We start from the raw sequence: 19,270 nt of genomic DNA, 5'->3' as shown, positions 1-19,270 counted from the left end.
CTCCAGAAGATTAAAGTTGATGAGGCATGTTGGTGGCGGCCACCCGGGCGCGCACGTGGCGCTCCACGTCCGGGCGGCGCGGCCGACCCGTGACGGTAAACAAGCTGGCGCGCAGCGCCGGCGCATCGGCTTCGAACACGAAGGTGCTGGCGCGCTCCACGCCGGACAGCCAGCGTTCGCCGTGCCGTTCCAGTTCGTGGCGCAGCGCGACGGGATCGGCGCCGGCGGCCGTCAGCACGAAGGCCGACAGCGTCTCCTGCCCTTCGCCCAGCAGCACGATGTCCGCCACGCCCGCCACGCTGCGGTACGACGCCTCGGCCGGTTCCGGCGACACATTGCGGCCGTGCGCCGTGATGATCAGGTTCTTCTTGCGGCCGATGATCGTGATGTAGCCGTCGGCATCGATCTCGGCCAGGTCGCCCGTCCACAGCCAGCCTTCCGCATCGGTATGGCAGGCGCTGGGATCGCTGCCGCTGTAGCCGGCAAACAGCGAAGCGCTGCGGATGGCCAGTTCACCGTCCGGCCCCAGCTTGCAGGCCACGTGCGGCAGCGGCTTGCCGACGCTGCCGATGCGGTTCGCGGCCCGCGTGTTCCACGAGACGACTGAGCTGTTCTCGCTCAGGCCATACCCCTGCAGCACGACGATGCCGCGCTGCGCCAGCCGCGCGATGGTGGCCGCGGCAACCGGTGCGCCGCCGGCCGCGATGAGAGGCGGCGTGGCGCGGCCGAACAGTGCCTCGCACAACGCTTCGGTGCCCAGGTCCGGCCAGCGGTCCGCCGCACCGGCCAGCGCTTCCACCAGCGAAGGGGGCAATGTCACCGCGGTGGGACAGGCACGCTGCAACAGCGCCAGCTTGTCGGCCGCCAGCGCGCCCGGATCGCCCAGCGGCGCTTCGCCGACCGGTGGCAGCACGACGGTGCCGCCGGCCATGAACGGCAGGTACAGCGCCGTCACCTGCTCGATCAGGAGGCTGAACGGCACCAGGTTCAGGTAGCGCGCATAGTCCTCCCGCGTGGCGTGCCGCCACAGCGATGCGAGCAGCGCATCCAGGCCGTGCGCGCGGATCCTCACACCCTTGGGCGAGCTGGTGGTGCCGGATGTGTGGATCACCTTGCAGACCCGGTCTGTTGCCGTGTCGACGGCCAGGGCCGGGACCACGCCGCCGCCGTCGATCAGTTGACCGATCGAGAAGCACGGCACCGCCTGGAACGCCTGCGGCGCGGCGGCGCGCCATTGCTCGAAGCGACGCTGGCCTGCGTCGTCGGTCAGCACGACGCTGCACGAGGCCAGCAGGTGCGCGGCCTGTTCCGCGCTGAAGGCCAGCGGTACCGGCACCTCGACATGGCCGCCCAGCAGCAGCGCCAGGTCGGCCTCGATCCATGCGACCGAATTCGCGGCCACCAGGCCGACGGTGGCGCCCGGCGTACAGTGGGAGGCCAACGCGGCCGCCAGCGCGTTGCACTCCTCTGCCAGCGTGCCGTAGGTGACGACCCGCTCGGGCGACGCCCTGCCGCCCAACTGGACGATCGCGACGGCGCCGGCACGTTCGCGCATCGTCGTGCGGATGGTGTCGATGAAGTGGCTCATGCCGCCACCGCCATCGACGCCGTGGCCGCCACGGCCTGCGCTCCCTCGGCCGCCTCGCCGGCCAGCAGGTGCCGGTTGTAGCGGCAGCTGACCGTGTCGAAGAACTCGCCCAGCGCATCGACTCGGATCACGCCCGTCATGGGCCGGGTGTCGTAATAGGTACCCCAGTCCACGCCCGGCACGCGCGGCAGGCGCGCGGCATCGGCCTGTGCGATCGGATGGAAAGCCAGTTTCATGCTGTCGAAGCAGCGCCGCAGCTTCGAGGTGACGGTGCAGATGACGCCGCGCAGGCCCAGGTACCAGCAGATCAGCGGCAGCGCGCGCATCAGCTCCGTGCCGATCGTCGGTTCGATCGTCGCCAGCGCCGTCACTTCGGCAACGTCGCGCCGCGCCACGTCGCGCTGGAACACGCCTGCCAGCATCTGTTCCAGCGGTGCGTCCAGGTAGTGCTCGGAAAACAGCGGTGCCCGGCCCGCGAACGACAGCCCCGCGCAGGCGATGGCCGCACCGGTCGCCAGGTCGACACAGACGATGAAGCGGTGCGGCCGCGGCGCGATGGTGGCGCCGTAGGCGCGCAGGTAGACGGCGCGCGCCAGTTCGACGGCGGCGCCGTAGTAGCGCTCGTCGGGGCCGACCAGCTTGAAGACCAGGGAACGATTGCCGAGTTCAAGCTGGAACGCGAGGCCCCCGGCGGGGGAAGGTCCGGTGGCGACACCGGGCGCGCTGGCGGATTGGATGTTCACTACGTTGTCGAGTACTGCAGTATGCATGTCGTTCCCTGTTGTGAAGATGCTGCTGGAGAGAGGTGGACGAATACGCCTTCGTCCCGGCCCGGTCGGAGAGAAAACCAACCGACGACGCACATCGTATCGATCGTTTATAGAGCAAACTAAGGTGTTGTTTCCCTCATTTGTAGCGCTTCGTACGCGTCACGCGACGATATTTCCGGCAACTCGCCGCACTGGCCCGGCAACGTGCGGATAGCAAATCGTCATCATCCCGTCATATCGGCCCGCTACGCTGCGCGTTTTTACTTTGCATGGACAGGCAGAACAGATGAACAAGAACCTGAAGGTGGCGGCGGCCTGCGCGGCCCTGGCGCTGGCCCCGCTGGCGATGGCGCAAAACGTGGCGGCAGCCGTGGCCAGCATGGCCCAACCCGTGGCCGAACCCGTGGCTGAAGCGGTGGGCGCACCGGCGGCGGGCAGCGCGGCCGATGCCGCCGATGCGGCCGCCGTCGGCCCCATCGCCACGGTGGAAATCGCCACGCGCCGCACCCGCTCCTCCGTCGCGCTGAAGCAGGACGAGATCCAGAAGATCCTGCCGGGTATCAATCCGCTGAAGGCCCTGCAGACGCTGCCCGGCGTGAACTTCCAGACGGCCGACCCGTGGGGCAACAACGAACAGAACCTGTCGCTGACGGTGCACGGCTTCTCCGGCCAGCAACTGGGCTACACGATGGATGGCGTGCCGCTCGGCGACCAGCAGTACGGCAACTACAACGGCCTGTCGCCCCAGCGCGCCGTGATCTCGGAGAACGTGCGCGGCGTCGTGCTGTCGTCCGGCGCGGGCGACCTGGCCACGGCATCCACCAGCAACCTGGGCGGCACCATCGAGACCTTCTCCAGCGACCCGCTGGCCACCCGCAACGTGGCGCTGCAGCAGACGGTGGGCAGCCACCGGACGTCGCGCACCTTCCTGCGCTACGATACGGGTAAGCTCGCGGGCCAGTTCGGCGACAGCCGCGCCTACATCTCGGCGCTGCACCACGAAGCACATGCCTGGGACTTCGAGGGCCGCCAGGGCGGCAACCAGCTCAACGCCAAGTTCGTCAACGACAACGCCGCCGGCAAGCTGACCCTCTTCCTCAACTACAGCGACAAGATCGAACCGAACGAGGACAGCACTGTGCACGTGGCGGGCGAAACCAGTGCGCCGTATACCCGCCCGTTCACCTACCCCGACTTCGCGGCCGCGCTGGCCTACCTGTCGCCCACCGGCGCGACACCGCCCGCGGAAGGCAACAACTACCGCAACTACTACAGCGACGCGCAGCGCGAGGACTGGCTGGGCTACGCGCGCTACGAGTGGAACCTGGCGGACAACGTCACGTGGATGAACCAGGTCTACTACCACTACGACGACGGTGTGGGCGTGGTGGCCGGCCCGATCGGCGTGGCCGGGCTGCCCGCGCTGTTTGCCGTCTACTACCCGAACCAGAACCTGAAGCAGGTGTTCGGTAACTCGGGCTACGCGACGCGCACGACGGAGTACCGGATCAACCGCGCCGGCGTGCAGTCGATCCTGCGCGCGGAGCTGGGCAACCACAAGGTGCAGGGCGGCCTGTGGTTCGAGCACAATGAATCGCAGGCTTACCGCCGCTGGTATGCGCTGGACGTGAACAACCCCAGCTCGCCGTACGACCGCCCATCCAATCCCCTGATCACGCAGTACGGCAGCGAGATCGAGAACAAGGTCGTGCAGCTGCACCTGCAGGACGAATGGCAGGTGCGCCCGGACCTGGTGCTGCAGGCCGGCTTCAAATCGAGCCTGCAGTTCGCCCACGGCGACTTCCCCGTGCAGCCGAAGGTGGGTGCCATCGCCGGCGGCTCGAAGGCGCTGCCGGTCGGCGACATCGACACCAAGAAATGGTTCCTGCCGCAGCTGGGCGCGCGCTGGGACCTGTCGGCGCAGGACCAGGTGTTCGTCAACGTGCAGAAGAACATGCGCCAGTTCGTCACGTACGGCGGCGGCGGTGCTTCGCCGTGGAGCCTGGCCAGCCAGCAGGCCTTCGACCTGTTCGCCAAGGAGGCCAAGCCCGAGACGTCCGTCACGTTCGAGGCGGGCCTGCGCGGCAGCCGCAACTTCGCCGGCGGCGTCGTTACCGGCATCGACGGCCAGGTCAGCGTCTACCACGTCAACTTCAAGAACCGCCTGCTGACGATCAGCCCGACGCCCGTGATCTCGTCCATCATCGGCGGCAATCCGGTGCTGGCCAACGTGGGCAGCGTCAAGACGGATGGCGTCGACCTGTCCGGCACCCTGCATTTCGGCCGCCGCTTCTCGTTCTACAATGCGCTGTCGTACAATCGCTCGCAGTACGACGACAACTACCTGAACGGCGCGACGACGGTGCCCACCAGCGGCAAGAACGTGCCGGGCAGCCCGGAATGGATGGACAAGTTCGTCGCCACCTTGAACCTGGGCGGCACCGAGGTGTCGCTGCAGGGTGAATACGTGGGCAAGCGCCATGCAACCTATACCAACGACCTGGCCGTGCCGAGCTACTTCCTGATGAACCTCGCGGTGGGCGGCAAGCTGCCGTTCCTGGACGGCTGGGTCAAGAACGCCCGCTATCGCGCCACGGTCACCAACCTGGCCGACCGCATGGGCAGCCTGAACGTGGTGGTCGGCGCGGCCGACAAGACCTACAACACGTTCCCGATCCCGCCGCGCCAGGCCTTCCTGACCGTGATGGCGGACTTCTGATGACGGCGCCGCTCACCCGCCACCTGTCGCGGCGCGGCTTCATCGCCGCGGCGGCCGGCACCGCTGGCGCCCTGCTGTTGCCGGGTGTGCAGGCGGCTGAGGGCCGCGCCAAGCCGCTGGTCTTCGCGCACCGCGGCGCCTCGGCGCTGCGTCCCGAGCACACGCTGGCGGCCTACGCCAAGGCGATCGCGGACGGCGCCGACTACGTCGAGCCGGACCTCGTCTGCACCAGGGATGGCGTGCTGGTGGCGCGCCACGAGGCCGACCTGACGGAAACCACGGATGTCGCGAAGCGGCCCGAGTTCGCGTCGCGCCGCACCAGGAAGACGTTCGACGGCGAAACCCACACGGGCTGGTTCGTCGACGACTTCACGCTGGCCGAACTGAAGACCTTGCGCGCGGTGGAGCGCATCCCGCAGTCGCGCCCGGGCAGTGCCCGGTACGACGGCATGTTCCAGCTGGTGACGTTCGAGGAAGTGATCGACTTCGTTGCCGCGCAGTCGGCCACGACGGGCCGCCTGATCGGCCTCGTGCCGGAGCTGAAAAGCTCCACGTACTTCGCCGCCGCCCGGCTGGCGCTGGAGGACCGCTTCATCGCCACGCTGGCGGCGCACGAATACACGCGCCGGGCGCCCGTCGAGATCCAGTCGTTCGAGGTGGCCAACCTGCGCACGCTGCGCGACAAGCTGGGCCGGCGCGCCAACCTGCGCCTGATGCAGCTGGTCGGCGTGGGCGCCATGCAGCCCAGCGACGTGGCGGCCGCCGGCGGCAAGCTGACGTATGGCGAGATGGCGACGCCGCGCGGGCTGCGCGACGTCGCGGCATATGCCGACACCTTCGCACCGCCCACGCGCGCGCTGATTCCGTTGAAAAAGGACGGCAGCCTGGATGCGCCCAGCGCGCTGGCAGGGGACGTCCGCGCGGCCGGCTTGCGGCTGGAGACGTGGACGTTCCGGCCGGAGAACCGCTTCCTGGCGGCTGACTTCCGCGACGGCGCCGGTCAGCATGCCCGCAACGAGGCCGGTTCCGTGGCCGAGATGCGGCGCTACGTGCAGCTGGGCCTCGACGGCTTCTTCACGGACGATCCGGCCCTGGGCCGCAAGGCGGTGGACGGCTGACGCGGCGTCCGGCAGGATTTGCCGCGGCCCTGTACAGTCATGCTTTGATCACAGCGGAGGAAGCATGGCGAACAAGGCACTCATCATCGGCAGCAGCGGCGTGGTCGGCAGCGCGCTGGCCGAACGGCTGCTGGCCGAAGGCTGGAGCGTGGCCGGCGTCTCGCGCGGCCGCAGCGCGACCGTCCCCGGCGTGCAGCAGATCAGCGCGGACCTGACGTCGCGCGCGGCGCTCGACGCGGCACTGGCGGGCGTCGATCCCAGCCACGTCTACATCACGGCCTGGTCGCGCCAGGCCAACGAGGAAGAAAACATCCGGGTCAACGGTGCCATGGTGGCGAACGTCCTGGCCGCCGTCGGTCCGGCCGGCACTGTGCGCCACGTGGCCCTCGTCACGGGCCTGAAGCACTACCTGGGACCGTTCGAGGCCTACGGGCAGGGCGCCGTGCCCATCACGCCGTTCCGCGAGGAGCAGGGCCGGCAGGACGTCGCCAATTTTTACTACGAGCAGGAAGACCGGCTGTTCGAAGCGGCGGCGCGCCATGGCTTTACCTGGAGCGTGCACCGGCCCCACACCATCGTCGGTTTCGCCATCGGCAATGCGATGAACATGGGGCAGACGCTGGCCGTCTACGCCACGCTGTGCAAGCACACGGGCCAGCCGTTCGTGTTCCCCGGCAGCCGCCAGCAGTGGGAAGGCCTGGTGGACGTGACGGATGCGCGCCTGCTGGCAAGGCACCTGCAGTGGGCCTCGACGAGCGAAGCGGGCCGCAACGAGGACTTCAATGTCGTCAACGGCGACGTGTTCCGCTGGCAGTGGCTGTGGCCGCGACTGGCGGCCTACTTCGGCATCGAGGCGGCGCCGCTGCCCGTGCAGGTCAGCCCCCTGGAGTCGCGCATGGACGACGCACCGCGCCTGTGGCGCGAGATCGCGGCGCAGCACGGCCTGGCGCAGGACGACGTGACGAAGCTGGCCTCGTGGTGGCACACGGATGCGGACCTGGGCCGGCCAATGGAAGTCATCACGGACATGACGAAGAGCCGCAAGGCGGGCTTCCTCGATTACCAGTCGACGCCCGACGCGTTCTTCGACCTGTTCGAACGGCTCAAGCGGGAAAAGCTCATCCCCGGCTGACGTGCACCCGCGGATCGGCCAGCCACTTGCGCAACACGGTGGCGCGCAGGCGCGCGCTGTCCGGATGGCGCGGGTTGATCAACACGTTGACCTCTTCCGGTACCAGCACGGACGGCACTTCCAGCAGTGCCGTCGCGTTGGCGCGGCACCATGCGGTGCCGGCCTGCACGCTGGGCAGGCCGTACGGCTGCGCATCCCAGCCGGGCGGCACCGCGAGGATGGTGCGGGCATCGTCGACGTCGTCCGGCACGTCGATGCGCACCAGGTAGCGGTTCAGCGGCAGGCCTTGCAGTTCGAGGTGCGCCAACGTCTCGAGCGACGCCAGCGCGATGTTGGCGGACGTATAGACGACCGCTGTGCCCCGTGCGTTCCAGCGCCCGCCGGTGGCCTTGGCGCCCTGGCCGGACAGGTCGTCCGCTGCATGGTCCTGCGTTACCGCCGCGATGCGCCACAGCTGGCGCGTCATGCATAGGCTCCGCTCCGCGCCGTCGCCAGCAGGTTGGCGATGTACTTCTGGCCTTCCACCGTATCGAGATAGCTGACTGGCGCCGCGCCGCCCAGTGCGGCCAGCGGCGTATTGAGCCAGCGGGCAAGCCACGCCGGGACATCGAAATCGTCCGCCGCGCCCGCCTCCTCCACCATCGTCTGCACCTGCCCGATCAGGGCCTGCACGCCCAGCACGCGCTCGGCCTCATCCGGCGCGAGCGGGCGGTTTTCCCGTACCTTGCGGCTCAGCGTGGCACGCGCGATCCCCAACGCATCGATCAGGCTTTCCTTCGACACATCGAGCAAGGCGCACAGTTCGCCCACCTCGCGCGCGGCAACGCCCTCGCGTATCCGCTCGATGCGGTACTGCGCGCTGGCCTGGAACAGGCGAACGAACTCCGGTTGCCCAGGCCGGGGATGGCGGCGGCGCTCGGCCGTGGTATTGTCTGCAGCACCCATGATTGGCTCCTTTGAGCGATCAAGCTAACCCAAAAGAGCGCAATATACAACAGGAGTACGCGACGATTCTTCTCGGCATTGACTGGCGTCAAGCCCCCGGCAAGGCGGCCGTCAGGTCCGTCCAGCCCTGCGGCTGCGGCTTGCCCCGCTCGCGCACGCCGAAGAACGTGACGACCAGCTGTCCCTGCTCGTCGAAGAACTCGACGGAGGTGACGCCGGCCCGCTGCAGCACGTAGCCGCTGCGCAGCGCGCTGTCGCGCAGGTGCAGGTTGAAGTCCGGATCCAGCACGTTGAACCAGCCGCCGCCGGCCGCCACCTTGGCGATCTTGCCGCTGTAGATCTGCGTCACGGCGCCGTTGCCGACAAAGGCCATGATGGCCACCTGCTGGCGGGCCGCCTGTTCCACCAAGGAGCGCACGGACTGCGGCGCGACGCGGCGCGCGGCACCGGCGGGCGCCAGGCGCAATGCCTGCTCGCGCGTCATGCCGAACTCCGAAACGATGCGGTTGAACTGGTGTACGTCCGTCATTTCCTGCCACGCCAGGTGGAATTCCTTGACGTCGACGGCGCTGTCTGGCTTCGATGCCGGCTTCGGCGCGGCAGGCGCGATCGCCATCGGCTCGTCCTGGCGCGGATGGCGGAACTCGGCCACCAGCTTGTCGAACACGGGAATGGTCGCGTCGTCCTTCAGGTAGACCTTGTGGATGGCGGCGCCGGCCGCATCGAAGAACTGCAGGCTGCGGCTGGTCGCGCCGTCGCGGCCCGGCTGCACGACAGCAAACGCGTACTTCCACTGCGGGAACTGGAAACGCAGGTCGATCGGTCCGCCCAGGTAGCCGCCGGCGATATTGAGTTCGCGTGCTTCCCGCTCGGCGTCCCTGGCGCCGCTGTCGCCCTGCTTGGCCTGGGCGATGCGGCTGGCGACGCCGGTGGTCTCGATGACGGCGTGCTCGTTGCGCGTCAGTGCCATCACGCGGCCAAGGTCCAGCGCGCGGCGCATGATCTCGCGCGGCGCATGCTCCGTGTCGCGCAGCCGGGTGACCGTCTTGCCGAGGTTGGTGGCCAGCAGCTCGGCCTCGGATGTGCCCAGCGCGCGGGCCGCATCGCGCGGCTGCAGCGTGGGCTGCTCCTGGCGCAGCGCGGCCCAGCGTTCGGCCAGCGTGGCGGCCTGCGCGGCGCCGAAGACCAGGGTGCCGGCCAGCGCCAGCAGGAGACGTCGTTGAGAGTGCATATCGGTTCCTCAGTAGAGTAGTTTGAAAGTGACGGCGGCGTAGCGGCCCGGCCGGGCCATCCGCTCGATATCGGCCCGCGCCGCGGCCGTGGTGCCGGCCGCCAGCCCCCGCGCGGCCGTGTAGTCCCAGTATTTTTTGTCGGCCACGTTGTAGACGCCTGCCGTCAGTTCGGCGTTCCGGCCCACGTTCCAGTACGCCGCCAGGTCGACTACGGTGGCTGACGGCACCTCGAAGCGCGCCGTGCTCACGCCGCCGATCACGTCGGCCTTGGCCTGCTTGGCGGCCACGTGCACCAGCGACACGGACGCGCCGCCCCGCTTCGCCGGGTCGTCCCATGCCAGCGTGGCGCTGGTCTTGCGCGGCAGCGTCGAGGCCAGCTCGCTCTCCTCGCCCGTCGCATCGTTGCGAGCCTTGCTGTGCTGGACACCGGTGGCCAGCGCGAGGCTGGTGCCGGCCAGCGCCGGGGCAAGCTGGCCGAACTCCGCCCGCGCCGACGCTTCCGCGCCCCAGGTGCGGGCGTCGCCCACGTTCTCGGGCCGGTACAGGCCGAACGTGATGGTCGGGTAGTTGACGGGGTCGGGCGGCTGCGCCGCGTATTCGATCAGGTTGTCGTAGCGGGTGTGGAACAGCGCCGCGCTGAACGTGACGGCGCGCGTGGCGCGGCCCTTCAGCCCCAGCTCGAACGCATTGCTGGTTTCCTTGCGCAGGCTGGCGTTGCCCAGCACCGCGTAGCCGTTGCCGGCACCCGTATAGCTGAACGAGTCGTAGGTGCCGGTGCGCTCGGCGGCCGTCGGCAGCCGGGTGCCGCGGCTGTACTGCGCGTAGGCCGTCAGCTCCGGCCGCACCGTGTACGCCAGCGCCAGGCTGGGCGTGGCGTAGCGGTCGCTTTCCTTGCGCAGTTCGCCGGCGGCGCCCGGCACGGCGATGGCATAGGCCGACAGGTTCTTCGGCTCGATCTGCCGGTAGTCCCAGCGCAGGCCCGGCGTGACGGTGAAGGCGCCCAGCACGATCTCGCCGCGTGCGAAGGCGGCAAGCTTGCGCGTGTCCGTATCGGCCATGCGGTTCTTGTTCGTGACCTGGTGCGCGCCGGTGGCCACGACCGTGCGGTCCTCGCGCCACGGCCGGCGCGTGTCGACCGACTCCGCGCTGACGCCATAGGTCAGCCGGTGCGCGCCGAAGCCCTTGACGGCCGTGCTGGCGATACCGGCGCTGTCGTTCTCGAAGCCGGTGGCGATGTCGCGCACGTAGGGCCGGTTGCCCGTCACGTAGCTGGCGTGGGTGGCATCGGCCACTTCCGCCTGCTGTACGTAGAGGCGGCTCTCCAGCGTGTCGATCCACGGCGTGGCGCCGTCGAAGCGGTGCTCGATGCTGGCCCGGTTGCGGCGCGTGCGCGAGTCCTGCGCCGCACCGTCCGGGTAGGAGGCGCCCTGCTTGTTGTCGAACTCGCGCCGGTGCTGTGCGCGGTAGGCGTCGAGGGTGGCGACCAAGCGGTGGCCCTGCCACGGCGCCCACGCCAGCTTGGCCAGCAGGGCATCCGAGTCCCAGTCGTCCGGATTGACGGACACGCTGCCGTTCGCCTCCAGCGCGCTGCCGTCGCGGTGCACCAGTACGGCCAGCGCCTGCAGCGCGCCGCTTTGCAGGCCCCCCGTCAGCGCATGCATGCGCATGTTGCTGGCGCCGTCGTAGCCGAACTTGTAGTCGGCGTAGACGGGCCGGTCGGCGTTGACGTAATCCTCCGGCGCCTTGGTGACGAAGGCAACTGCCCCACCGAGGCCGGGCGTGCCGCCGCGCGTGGTCGTCGTGCCGGAGCTGATCTCGACGCTGCGGAAGGTCTCGGGGTCGAAGTAGTCGCGGCCGACGCCGAAGCCGCTCAGCGTCATGCCGTCCGGCTTCGGCGCGGCGTCCGGCAGTGCGATGCCGTCCAGGTCCAGGCTGACGCGGTTGCCTTCGACGCCGCGTATGTTGAAGCCCGTATTGCCGGCGCCATCCCACACGTTGCCGCTGCCGCTGGCGGCGCCGGGCACGCTGACCAGGGGCGCATAGCGCGCCATGTTCTGCATGTCGGTGACGCCGCGCCGCGCCAGGTCGGCAGGCGTCAGCACCGTGGCGGTGCCGGGTTCTTCAAGGCGTTTGGCGCTGATGACGACGGTGTCCACCACAAGGGTGTCGAGCACCTCGGCGGCAGGGGTGTCGGCTTGCGCCAGGGGCGCCAGCGCGCAGGACAGCAGCGCCGCCATGCGGCGCCGGCTGGGGAGAGTTGCAACCATAACGTTCCAGGGTAGAGGTCAGGACAATGCTGGCTCTGTACCGGGGCGGAATGAACTGCCCGAACGATCAAGTTGCTGGCGCTAGATCGCCATCTTAATACGAATGATTCTCATTTTCAAGAAGAAACGAGCGTTTCCCGATCCGCGTTGCGCTGGCAGCGGGTGCTTCGATACGGCTGCCCTTCCGACGCCAGAAAGAAAGCCCCTGGCAGAAAAAAAAACGGTGACAGTCACGGATTTTTTGAATCCGTGACTGTCACCGTTTTCCAGGCTCAGTGCGACTTCGCGCCCTTGGTTTTCTCCGGCGGTGGCGGCGGCGCCGGCGTGGCGCCGTCGCCCGGCATGTCCTGGCCCTTGCGCAGGATCTGCACGTAGATTTCGTTCTGCTTGATCATCGACAGTTCGAAACGGGCCCGCTCCTCGACGGCGCCGGTGCCGTCCTTCAGGTCACGTACTTCGGAATCGAGCTTGGCGTTGCGGCTTTTCAGGCTGTCGTTCTTCTGGTGCGCGGCATCGACCTGCTGTTCCAGGTCCGCTACCCGGAGCCATCCGCCCTTCCCCAGCCACAATGGATATTGAATCAACAGCAGGAGGACTGCCAGGGCAAGGGTAATCAGACGCATAAAATGGAAAACCGGCCGGTAGTTTTGTACCGGCCGGAAAACAGAGTTGCTATTACTTCAGATTATAGAACGCTTCGCGTCCCGGGTAGCTGGCGATATCGCCGAGATCTTCCTCGATACGCAGCAATTGGTTGTATTTCGCCATGCGGTCCGAGCGCGACATCGAGCCCGTCTTGATCTGCAGCGCGTTCAGGCCGACGGCGATGTCGGCGATCGTCGAGTCTTCCGTCTCGCCCGAGCGGTGCGAGATCACGGCCGTGTAGCCCGCGCGCTTGGCCATCTCGATGGCGGCGAACGTTTCCGTCAGCGTGCCGATCTGGTTGATCTTGATCAGGATCGAATTGGCGATGCCCTTCTGGATGCCTTCCTTCAGGATCTTGGTGTTGGTGACGAACAGGTCGTCGCCCACCAGCTGGACTTTCTTGCCCAGCGCGGCCGTCAGCGTGGCCCAGCCTTCCCAGTCGCCTTCGTGCATCGCGTCCTCGATCGAGATGATCGGGTACTTGTCGCACCAGGTCGACAGCAGGTTGGTGAAGTCCTGTGCGGACAGCGACAGGCCTTCGCCTTCCAGCTCGTACTTGCCGTTCTTGTAGAACTCGGACGCGGCGCAGTCCAGGCCGATGGCGATCTGCGTGCCGGGCTCGTAGCCGGCTTCCTCGATGGCCTGGATGATCAGCTTGATGGCGTCTTCGTGGTTGGCCAGCGACGGGGCGAAGCCGCCCTCGTCGCCAACGGCCGTGCTCAGGCCCTTCTTGTGCAGGATCTTCTTCAGCGTGTGGAACACTTCGGCGCCGTAGCGGATCGCTTCCTTGAACGTGGGCGCGCCCACCGGGATGATCATGAATTCCTGGATGTCCAGGTTGTTGTCGGCGTGCGCGCCACCGTTGATGACGTTCATCATCGGCACCGGCATCTGCATCGAGCCCGAACCGCCGAAGTAGCGGTACAGCGGCAGGCCAGCTTCTTCCGCGGCGGCCTTGGCAACGGCCATCGAGACGGCCAGCATCGCATTGGCGCCCAGGCGCGACTTGTTCTCGGTGCCGTCCAGGTCGATCAGCGTGCGGTCCAGGAAGGCCTGCTCGTTGGCGTCCAGGCCCATGATCGCTTCGGAGATCTCGGTGTTGATGTTCTCGCAGGCCTGCAGCACGCCCTTGCCGAAGTAGCGCTTCGGATCGCCGTCGCGCAGCTCGATGGCTTCGCGCGAACCGGTCGACGCGCCCGACGGCACGGCCGCACGGCCCATCACGCCCGATTCCAGCAGCACGTCGCATTCCACGGTCGGATTGCCGCGCGAGTCGATCACCTCGCGGCCGATAATATCAACGATAGCACTCATAACACTTCTCCAAGGTAGACAAAAACCGGTGGGGCACGCGCATGGCCGGACATGCAACATGATGCGCATGCAAAAATTGCAGCAAGGGTAACAGAGGATGGCCTTGTAGGGAAGCGGAACGGGCTACTACAAAATCGCCGGCACTGGCCTGGCGGGCCCATGGATGCTATCGTCGCGACCATGAACAGCACACCCGACCACGACGCGCGCGCCCTGCTGCGCCGCATGCTCGACGCGGCCATCGCCGCCGCCCAGCCCGCACTGTGCGTGCCCGCCGCGCTGCCACCGGTACCGCGCGGGCGGCTGCTCGTCATAGGGGCCGGCAAGGCCTCCGCCGAGATGGCGCGCGCCGTCGAGCGCCATTGGCCTGGCCCGCTGGAGGGCTTGGTCGTCACCCGTTACGGCTATGCGGTGCCGTGCGAGCGCATCGGGATCGTCGAGGCGGCCCACCCGGTGCCCGATGCGGCCGGCCTGCAAGCGGCCCAGCGCATGCTGGCGCTGGTGCGCGGCCTGACGGCGGACGACACCGTGCTGTGCCTGATCTCGGGCGGCGGCTCGGCGCTGCTGCCGCTGCCGCTCGACGGCATCACGCTGGCGGACAAACAGCACGTCAACGCGGCGCTGCTGAAGTCCGGCGCAACGATCGGCGAGATGAACTGCGTGCGCCGCCACCTCTCCGCCATCAAGGGTGGCAGGCTGGCGGCGGCCTGCCACCCGGCCCGCGTCGTCACCTTGCTGATCTCCGACGTGCCGGGCGACGATCCCATCGACATCGCGTCCGGTCCCACCGTGGCCGATCCGACGACCTGCGCGGATGCATTGGACATCGTGCGCCGCTACGGCATCGAGCTGCCGCCGGCCGTGCTGGCGGTGCTGGAGAGCGGCCGGGGCGAATCCGTCAAGCCGGGCGACCCACGCCTGGCCCGCGCCGAGGCGTACCTGGTCGCCACGCCGCAGATGGCACTGGAAGCGGCGGCGCAAGTGGCGCGCGACGCGGGGATCGCGCCCTACATCCTGGGCGACAGCATCGAGGGCGAGGCGCGCGACGTGGGCAAGGTCATGGCCGGTATCGCGCTGCAGGCGGCCGCGCGCGGCCAGCCGTTCGCAACGCCTTGCGTGCTGCTGTCCGGCGGCGAAACGACGGTGACGGTACGGGGCAACGGGCGCGGCGGGCGCAACGTGGAATTCCTGCTGGCGTGCGCGCTGGCACTGCGCGGCACGCCGGGTGTCCACGGCCTGGCGGCCGATACGGATGGCGTGGATGGCCAGGAGGAGATTGCCGGCGCCGTCATCGCCCCCGATACGCTGGCGCGGGCCTGGGCCGCGGGCATCAAGGCGCAGGACAGCCTGGCGGACAACGACGGCCACGGCTTCTTCCAGGCGCTGGGGGACAGCGTGGTGACGGGACCGACGCTGACGAACGTCAACGATTTCCGGGCGTTGCTGGTGCTGCGGCAGTAGATGACCTCTGGTGACCGTGGATTCTGCCCGCAACCAGTTGCCTCAAACCGAAAAAAGCCGGCAATCGCCGGCTTTTCCATGCTTACTCGAAGCCGTTCTCGAGGAACCCGGCCTGCTTGGTGATGCGGTCCAGCTGGATCAGCGTGGACAGCAGTTCCTTCATGCGGCCCAGCGGCACGGCGTTCGGACCGTCCGACAGCGCCGTGGCCGGCGTCGGGTGCGTCTCCATGAACAGGCCGGCGACGCCGACCGCCACGGCCGCGCGCGACAGCACGGGCACCATGTCGCGCATGCCGCCCGACGAAGTGCCGTTACCGCCTGGCAGCTGCACCGAGTGCGTCGCGTCGAACACGACCGGTGCCCCCGTCTCGCGCATGATCGCCAGCGAGCGCATGTCGGAGACCAGGTTGTTGTAGCCGAACGAGGCGCCCCGCTCGCAGGCCATGAAGTTGTCCTCGTTCAGGCCCTTCGCGCGGGCGGCGGCACGGGCCTTGTCGATGACGTTCTTCATGTCGTGCGGTGCCAGGAACTGGCCCTTCTTGATGTTCACCGGCAGGCCGGACTGCGCGCACGCGGTGATGAAGTCGGTCTGGCGGCACAGGAAGGCCGGCGTCTGGATGACGTCGACGACGGACGCCACGGCTTCGATCTCCTCGATCGTGTGCACGTCCGTCAGCACCGGCACGCCCAGCTCGCGCTTGACGTCGCCCAGGATTTCCAGGCCCTTGTCCATGCCGGGACCGCGATACGACGTGCCGGACGAGCGGTTGGCCTTGTCGAACGACGATTTATAGATGTACGGGATGCCCAGTTCGGCCGTCATTTCCTTCATCGCACCGGCGACGTCGAACGCCATCTGGCGCGACTCGATCACGCAGGTGCCGGCGATCAGGAAGAACGGCTGGTCCAGGCCGACATCGAATCCACACAGTTTCATGCTGCAGCTCCTTGTTCGGATGCCGACACGCCGTTGTTGGCGGCCACGCCGGACACGCCCTTGTGCGCCAAGGCGGCGCGGATGAACGACGTGAACAGCGGGTGGCCGTCGCGCGGGGTCGACTTGAATTCAGGGTGGTACTGCACGCCCATGTACCACGGGTGCGCGTTGGCGCCTTCGCGCGGCAGTTCCATGATTTCGCACAGGTCTTCCGTCGGCGTGCGGGCCGCCACCACCAGGCCCGCCTCTTCGACGCGCGACAGGTAATGGTTGTTGGCCTCGTAGCGGTGACGGTGACGCTCGGTCACGACGCTGCCGTAGATCTCGTGCGCCAGCGTGCCCGGCTTGACGGCGCAGGCCTGCGCGCCCAGGCGCATCGTGCCGCCCAGGTCGGAGTTGGCATCGCGCTTCTCCACCTTGCCGTCCTGGCCCTGCCACTCGTCGATCAGGGCCACGACCGGCTGTTCCGTCTGCGGTTCGAACTCGGTGGAGTTGGCCTTCGCGAGGCCGGCCATGTGGCGCGCGTACTCGATCAGCGCGACCTGCATGCCCAGGCAGATGCCCAGGTACGGCACCTTGTTCTCGCGGGCGAACTGGGCCGCCTTGATCTTGCCTTCCACGCCGCGCTTGCCGAAGCCGCCCGGCACCAGGATCGCGTCGTACTTGGCCAGGTCGGCCGTGCCCTTCGCCTCGATCTCTTCCGAGTCGATGTACTCGATGTTGACGCGGCTCTCCGTATGGATGCCGGCGTGGCGCAGCGCTTCGGTCAGCGACTTGTACGACTCGGTCAGCTCGACGTACTTGCCGACCATGCCGATCGACACTTCCGCCTTCGGATGCTCCAGCGTGTAGATCAGCTTCGACCAGACCGACAGGTCGGCCGGGGCCGGATCGATGTCCAGCGCCTCGCAGATGATCGCGTCCAGGCCCTGGTCGTGCAGCATCTGCGGCACCTTGTAGATCGTGTCCACGTCCCACACGGAGATCACGGCGCGTTCCTCGATGTTCGAGAACAGCGAGATCTTGGCGCGCTCGTCTTCCGGAATCGCGCGGTCGGCGCGGCACAGCAGCGCATTCGGCGAGATGCCGATCTCGCGCAGCTTCTGCACCGAGTGCTGCGTGGGCTTCGTCTTCAGTTCGCCCGCGGAGGCGATGAACGGCACCAGCGTCAGGTGCACGAACGCGGAGTTCTTGCGGCCGGCGCGCAGGCTCAGCTGACGTGCCGCTTCCAGGAACGGCAGCGATTCGATGTCGCCCACGGTTCCGCCGATCTCGCACAGCGCCACGTCGTAGCCTTCCGCGCCACGGCGGATGTAGTCCTGGATCTCGTTCGTGATGTGCGGGATCACCTGGACGGTCTTGCCCAGGTATTCGCCACGGCGTTCCTTGCGGATCACGGATTCGTAGATCTGGCCCGTGGTGAAGTTGTTCACCTTGCGCATGCGCGTCGAGATGAAGCGCTCGTAGTGGCCGAGATCGAGGTCGGTCTCGGCGCCGTCGTCGGTGACGAACACTTCACCGTGCTGCATGGGGCTCATCGTGCCCGGGTCCACGTTGATGTACGGGTCCAGCTTGAGCATGGTGACTTTGAGGCCGCGCGATTCGAGGATCGCGGCGAGGGAGGCGGCGGCAATCCCTTTTCCAAGGGACGACACAACGCCACCAGTGACGAAGACAAATTTGGTCATTGCGAGATCGGGCGCCGGGGAGGCGCGATGCGGGAAATTGAAATTATAGCCTAATTGGCCCGTTTCTTCACCACGAGGCCAGCAAAATTCCATTCCGGCAAGCCCCGCCATTGTGCGCAAACGAACAGACCCATGCCATTGTCCGGGCGGAAAATGGCCATTATTTCAACAGGAGGCCAACATGAGCTATGAACGCGATGCAGCCGGCAATTACGTCGACCAGGGCCACCAGGGCCCCGGCCCGCGCCTGATGGGCGCGGACACGCTGATCGGCGACCACATCCACAATATGCAGAACGAACACCTGGGCACCGTCAAGGAAATCATGCTCGACATGCAGACGGGCCGCGTGTCCTATGTCGTGATGGCCTCGGGCGGCGTGCTGACGATCGGCGAGAAGCTGTTCGCGATTCCCTGGGAAGCGCTGGCGCTGGACACCGCCAACCACCAGCTGCGCCTGAACATCGCCAAGGAACGCATCGAGGCGGCGCCAGGCTTCGACAAGGATCACTGGCCTGACATGGCCAACGACGCGTGGACCAACGAGATCCACAGCTACTACGGAACCAGCGCATCGGCCGCGCGTCAAGGCCTGCGCTGACGGTGGGCGGCCATTGGCCGCCACGTCCGGCGTTCCCTCATGGCAGCAACGGGGGGACGCCCTGAATGCCGGTTGTGTCCTGCGCGGGCCGCCGGCGGACGGGTTCTCCCGTCCCATATCGGCCATAACCCGGCCGCGGCGCGCCCTCTCCGGAGGGCGCGTTTTTTTTGACGGCCGTGCCTGGTGCCGCTAAGTTAAGGCGTATAGGTCAGCGAGCCGCTGGCTTTTCCTGAAACCCAAGTCCAAGAACTGGGGTCAGACGGGGACGCCGAGTCCCGCCGGGTCTGACCCCGGCCCTTCGCCGTAGGGGTTGCTTATGGTTCTTAACTTAGCGGCATGAGGGTCAGTCCCCTGCGGGGCGGTACGGCGACCCGGCAGACCCCAGCCGCATCGGCGTCCAGGCAATCCCCCGCTGCGCCTCGCGCGGGCCGGTCGGCTCGAAACCGAAATGACGGTACATCGGCAGCGCATGGTCGGAAGCATTGACGGTAAACACGCCGGGATTGCCCGCCGCCAGCGCCTCGGCGCGCGCCAGTTCCCACAGTCGCCGGCCGAGTCCCTGGCCGTGCAGCGGGCGGCCCACGAACAGGTGGAACACGTGGCTGTCGTCGCGCAACGCGACGAATCCGGCGAGCGCACCCCAGCGCATGGCGAGCCGGTAGCGGAAGCGCGGCTGGCGCAGGTAGCGCAGCTGCGCCGCGCCATCGATGTGCGTGATGAATTCATCGGCACCCTTTCCCGCCGGGTCGACCGTCAGGTAGGGCAGCAGGTCCAGCACCAATGCACCCAGCGCGGGCGCATCGGCCACGGTGGCCGGGCGGAAGAGAAAGTCGTCCATCGGTCCATTGTGCCA

At 67.8% G+C, this 19,270-nt stretch carries 16 protein-coding genes; 5 read left to right on the top strand and 11 right to left on the bottom strand.

The genetic code is table 11. The features are described 5' to 3' along the window. Nucleotides 1-10: 10 nt before the first annotated feature. A complete protein-coding gene (locus PX653_RS00600; protein WP_277416031.1) occupies nt 11-1,588 on the bottom strand; it encodes an AMP-binding protein in 1,578 nt (525 codons plus the stop codon). Then, a complete protein-coding gene (locus PX653_RS00595) occupies nt 1,585-2,358 on the bottom strand; it encodes a thermostable hemolysin (protein WP_277416030.1) in 774 nt (257 codons plus the stop codon). The genes PX653_RS00600 and PX653_RS00595 overlap by 4 nt, the downstream gene beginning before the upstream one ends. A gap of 286 nt (nt 2,359-2,644) precedes the next feature. On the opposite strand from PX653_RS00595, the gene PX653_RS00590 reads away from it, so the two are divergent. From PX653_RS00590 to PX653_RS00580, 3 genes are all read left to right on the top strand, one after another. Then, nucleotides 2,645-5,077 carry a TonB-dependent receptor gene (locus PX653_RS00590; RefSeq protein ID WP_277416029.1) on the top strand — a complete coding sequence of 811 codons (2,433 nt, stop codon included), beginning with the start codon at nt 2,645-2,647 and terminating at the stop codon, nt 5,075-5,077. Continuing rightward, nucleotides 5,077-6,195, top strand: a complete 1,119-nt coding sequence (locus PX653_RS00585) for a glycerophosphodiester phosphodiesterase family protein (RefSeq protein WP_277416028.1) — start codon at nt 5,077-5,079, stop codon at nt 6,193-6,195. The genes PX653_RS00590 and PX653_RS00585 overlap by 1 nt, the downstream gene beginning before the upstream one ends. Nucleotides 6,196-6,259: 64 nt before the next feature. Next, nucleotides 6,260-7,327: an SDR family oxidoreductase gene (locus PX653_RS00580; RefSeq protein ID WP_277416027.1), complete on the top strand. Its 1,068-nt coding sequence runs from the start codon at nt 6,260-6,262 to the stop codon at nt 7,325-7,327. Here PX653_RS00580 and PX653_RS00575 read toward each other — a convergent pair. The 6 genes from PX653_RS00575 to eno form a co-directional block, all read right to left on the bottom strand. Then, nucleotides 7,314-7,793, bottom strand: a complete 480-nt coding sequence (locus tag PX653_RS00575) for an RES family NAD+ phosphorylase (RefSeq protein ID WP_277416026.1) — start codon at nt 7,791-7,793, stop codon at nt 7,314-7,316. The two genes, PX653_RS00580 and PX653_RS00575, sit on opposite strands and share 14 nt — an antisense overlap. Further along, nucleotides 7,790-8,272 (bottom strand): Xre family toxin-antitoxin system antitoxin, encoded by a 483-nt coding sequence (locus PX653_RS00570; RefSeq protein WP_277416025.1) that lies wholly within the window; start codon nt 8,270-8,272, stop codon nt 7,790-7,792. The genes PX653_RS00575 and PX653_RS00570 overlap by 4 nt, the downstream gene beginning before the upstream one ends. Before the next feature lie 88 nt (nt 8,273-8,360). Next, a complete protein-coding gene (locus PX653_RS00565; protein ID WP_277416024.1) occupies nt 8,361-9,503 on the bottom strand; it encodes a hemin-degrading factor in 1,143 nt (380 codons plus the stop codon). 9 nt (nt 9,504-9,512) lie between these two features. Further along, the gene (locus tag PX653_RS00560; RefSeq protein WP_277416023.1) at nt 9,513-11,771 is read right to left on the bottom strand and encodes a TonB-dependent receptor domain-containing protein; all 2,259 of its coding nucleotides are present in this window, start codon (nt 11,769-11,771) and stop codon (nt 9,513-9,515) included. Between the two features lie 272 nt (nt 11,772-12,043). After that, on the bottom strand, nt 12,044-12,394 hold the full coding sequence (gene ftsB / locus PX653_RS00555; RefSeq protein ID WP_277416022.1) for a cell division protein FtsB: 351 nt from the start codon (nt 12,392-12,394) through the stop codon (nt 12,044-12,046). Nucleotides 12,395-12,446: 52 nt separating this feature from the next. Further along, entirely contained in the window at nt 12,447-13,730 is a 1,284-nt protein-coding gene (eno, locus tag PX653_RS00550; protein WP_277416021.1) for a phosphopyruvate hydratase, read from the bottom strand. 159 nt (nt 13,731-13,889) lie between these two features. On the opposite strand from eno, the gene PX653_RS00545 reads away from it, so the two are divergent. After that, the gene (locus PX653_RS00545) at nt 13,890-15,191 is read left to right on the top strand and encodes a glycerate kinase type-2 family protein (protein ID WP_277416020.1); all 1,302 of its coding nucleotides are present in this window, start codon (nt 13,890-13,892) and stop codon (nt 15,189-15,191) included. An 82-nt stretch (nt 15,192-15,273) separates the two neighbouring features. Here PX653_RS00545 and kdsA read toward each other — a convergent pair whose 3' ends face one another. Beyond that, nucleotides 15,274-16,128: a 3-deoxy-8-phosphooctulonate synthase gene (gene kdsA / locus PX653_RS00540; RefSeq protein ID WP_277416019.1), complete on the bottom strand. Its 855-nt coding sequence runs from the start codon at nt 16,126-16,128 to the stop codon at nt 15,274-15,276. Next, nucleotides 16,125-17,816: a CTP synthase gene (pyrG, locus tag PX653_RS00535; protein WP_277416018.1), complete on the bottom strand. Its 1,692-nt coding sequence runs from the start codon at nt 17,814-17,816 to the stop codon at nt 16,125-16,127. Before pyrG ends, kdsA begins: the two co-directional genes overlap by 4 nt. A 181-nt stretch (nt 17,817-17,997) precedes the next feature. Here pyrG and PX653_RS00530 point away from each other — a divergent pair, with 181 nt between their 5' ends. Further along, complete coding sequence (locus tag PX653_RS00530) at nt 17,998-18,417, top strand: PRC-barrel domain-containing protein (protein ID WP_112940488.1); 420 nt, start codon at nt 17,998-18,000, stop codon at nt 18,415-18,417. A 343-nt stretch (nt 18,418-18,760) separates the two neighbouring features. Here PX653_RS00530 and PX653_RS00525 read toward each other — a convergent pair whose 3' ends face one another. Further along, nucleotides 18,761-19,255, bottom strand: coding sequence for a GNAT family N-acetyltransferase (locus PX653_RS00525; RefSeq protein WP_277416017.1), 495 nt, complete (start codon nt 19,253-19,255; stop codon nt 18,761-18,763). Between the last annotated feature and the right edge of the window lie 15 nt (nt 19,256-19,270).

Origin of the sequence: Pseudoduganella chitinolytica, from assembly GCF_029028125.1 — a bacterium.
Lineage (GTDB): Bacteria > Pseudomonadota > Gammaproteobacteria > Burkholderiales > Burkholderiaceae_D > Rugamonas > Rugamonas chitinolytica.
Note: the sequence above shows the minus strand (reverse complement) of the source record. Positions and strands in the feature narration are given on the sequence as shown.

Excerpts from the sequence above, each read along its gene's own strand:
- PX653_RS00595 (WP_277416030.1), bottom strand. The coding sequence starts at position 2,358 with ATGCATACTGCAGTACTCGACAACGTAGTGAACATCCAATCCGCCAGC.
- PX653_RS00560 (WP_277416023.1), bottom strand. The coding sequence starts at position 11,771 with ATGGTTGCAACTCTCCCCAGCCGGCGCCGCATGGCGGCGCTGCTGTCC.
- PX653_RS00600 (WP_277416031.1), bottom strand. The coding sequence starts at position 1,588 with ATGAGCCACTTCATCGACACCATCCGCACGACGATGCGCGAACGTGCC.
- PX653_RS00575 (WP_277416026.1), bottom strand. The coding sequence starts at position 7,793 with ATGACGCGCCAGCTGTGGCGCATCGCGGCGGTAACGCAGGACCATGCA.
- eno (WP_277416021.1), bottom strand. The coding sequence starts at position 13,730 with ATGAGTGCTATCGTTGATATTATCGGCCGCGAGGTGATCGACTCGCGC.
- PX653_RS00530 (WP_112940488.1), top strand. The coding sequence starts at position 17,998 with ATGAGCTATGAACGCGATGCAGCCGGCAATTACGTCGACCAGGGCCAC.
- PX653_RS00525 (WP_277416017.1), bottom strand. The coding sequence starts at position 19,255 with ATGGACGACTTTCTCTTCCGCCCGGCCACCGTGGCCGATGCGCCCGCG.
- PX653_RS00590 (WP_277416029.1), top strand. The coding sequence starts at position 2,645 with ATGAACAAGAACCTGAAGGTGGCGGCGGCCTGCGCGGCCCTGGCGCTG.
- PX653_RS00580 (WP_277416027.1), top strand. The coding sequence starts at position 6,260 with ATGGCGAACAAGGCACTCATCATCGGCAGCAGCGGCGTGGTCGGCAGC.
- PX653_RS00545 (WP_277416020.1), top strand. The coding sequence starts at position 13,890 with ATGGATGCTATCGTCGCGACCATGAACAGCACACCCGACCACGACGCG.
- PX653_RS00565 (WP_277416024.1), bottom strand. The coding sequence starts at position 9,503 with ATGCACTCTCAACGACGTCTCCTGCTGGCGCTGGCCGGCACCCTGGTC.
- PX653_RS00570 (WP_277416025.1), bottom strand. The coding sequence starts at position 8,272 with ATGGGTGCTGCAGACAATACCACGGCCGAGCGCCGCCGCCATCCCCGG.
- kdsA (WP_277416019.1), bottom strand. The coding sequence starts at position 16,128 with ATGAAACTGTGTGGATTCGATGTCGGCCTGGACCAGCCGTTCTTCCTG.
- PX653_RS00585 (WP_277416028.1), top strand. The coding sequence starts at position 5,077 with ATGACGGCGCCGCTCACCCGCCACCTGTCGCGGCGCGGCTTCATCGCC.
- pyrG (WP_277416018.1), bottom strand. The coding sequence starts at position 17,816 with ATGACCAAATTTGTCTTCGTCACTGGTGGCGTTGTGTCGTCCCTTGGA.
- ftsB (WP_277416022.1), bottom strand. The coding sequence starts at position 12,394 with ATGCGTCTGATTACCCTTGCCCTGGCAGTCCTCCTGCTGTTGATTCAA.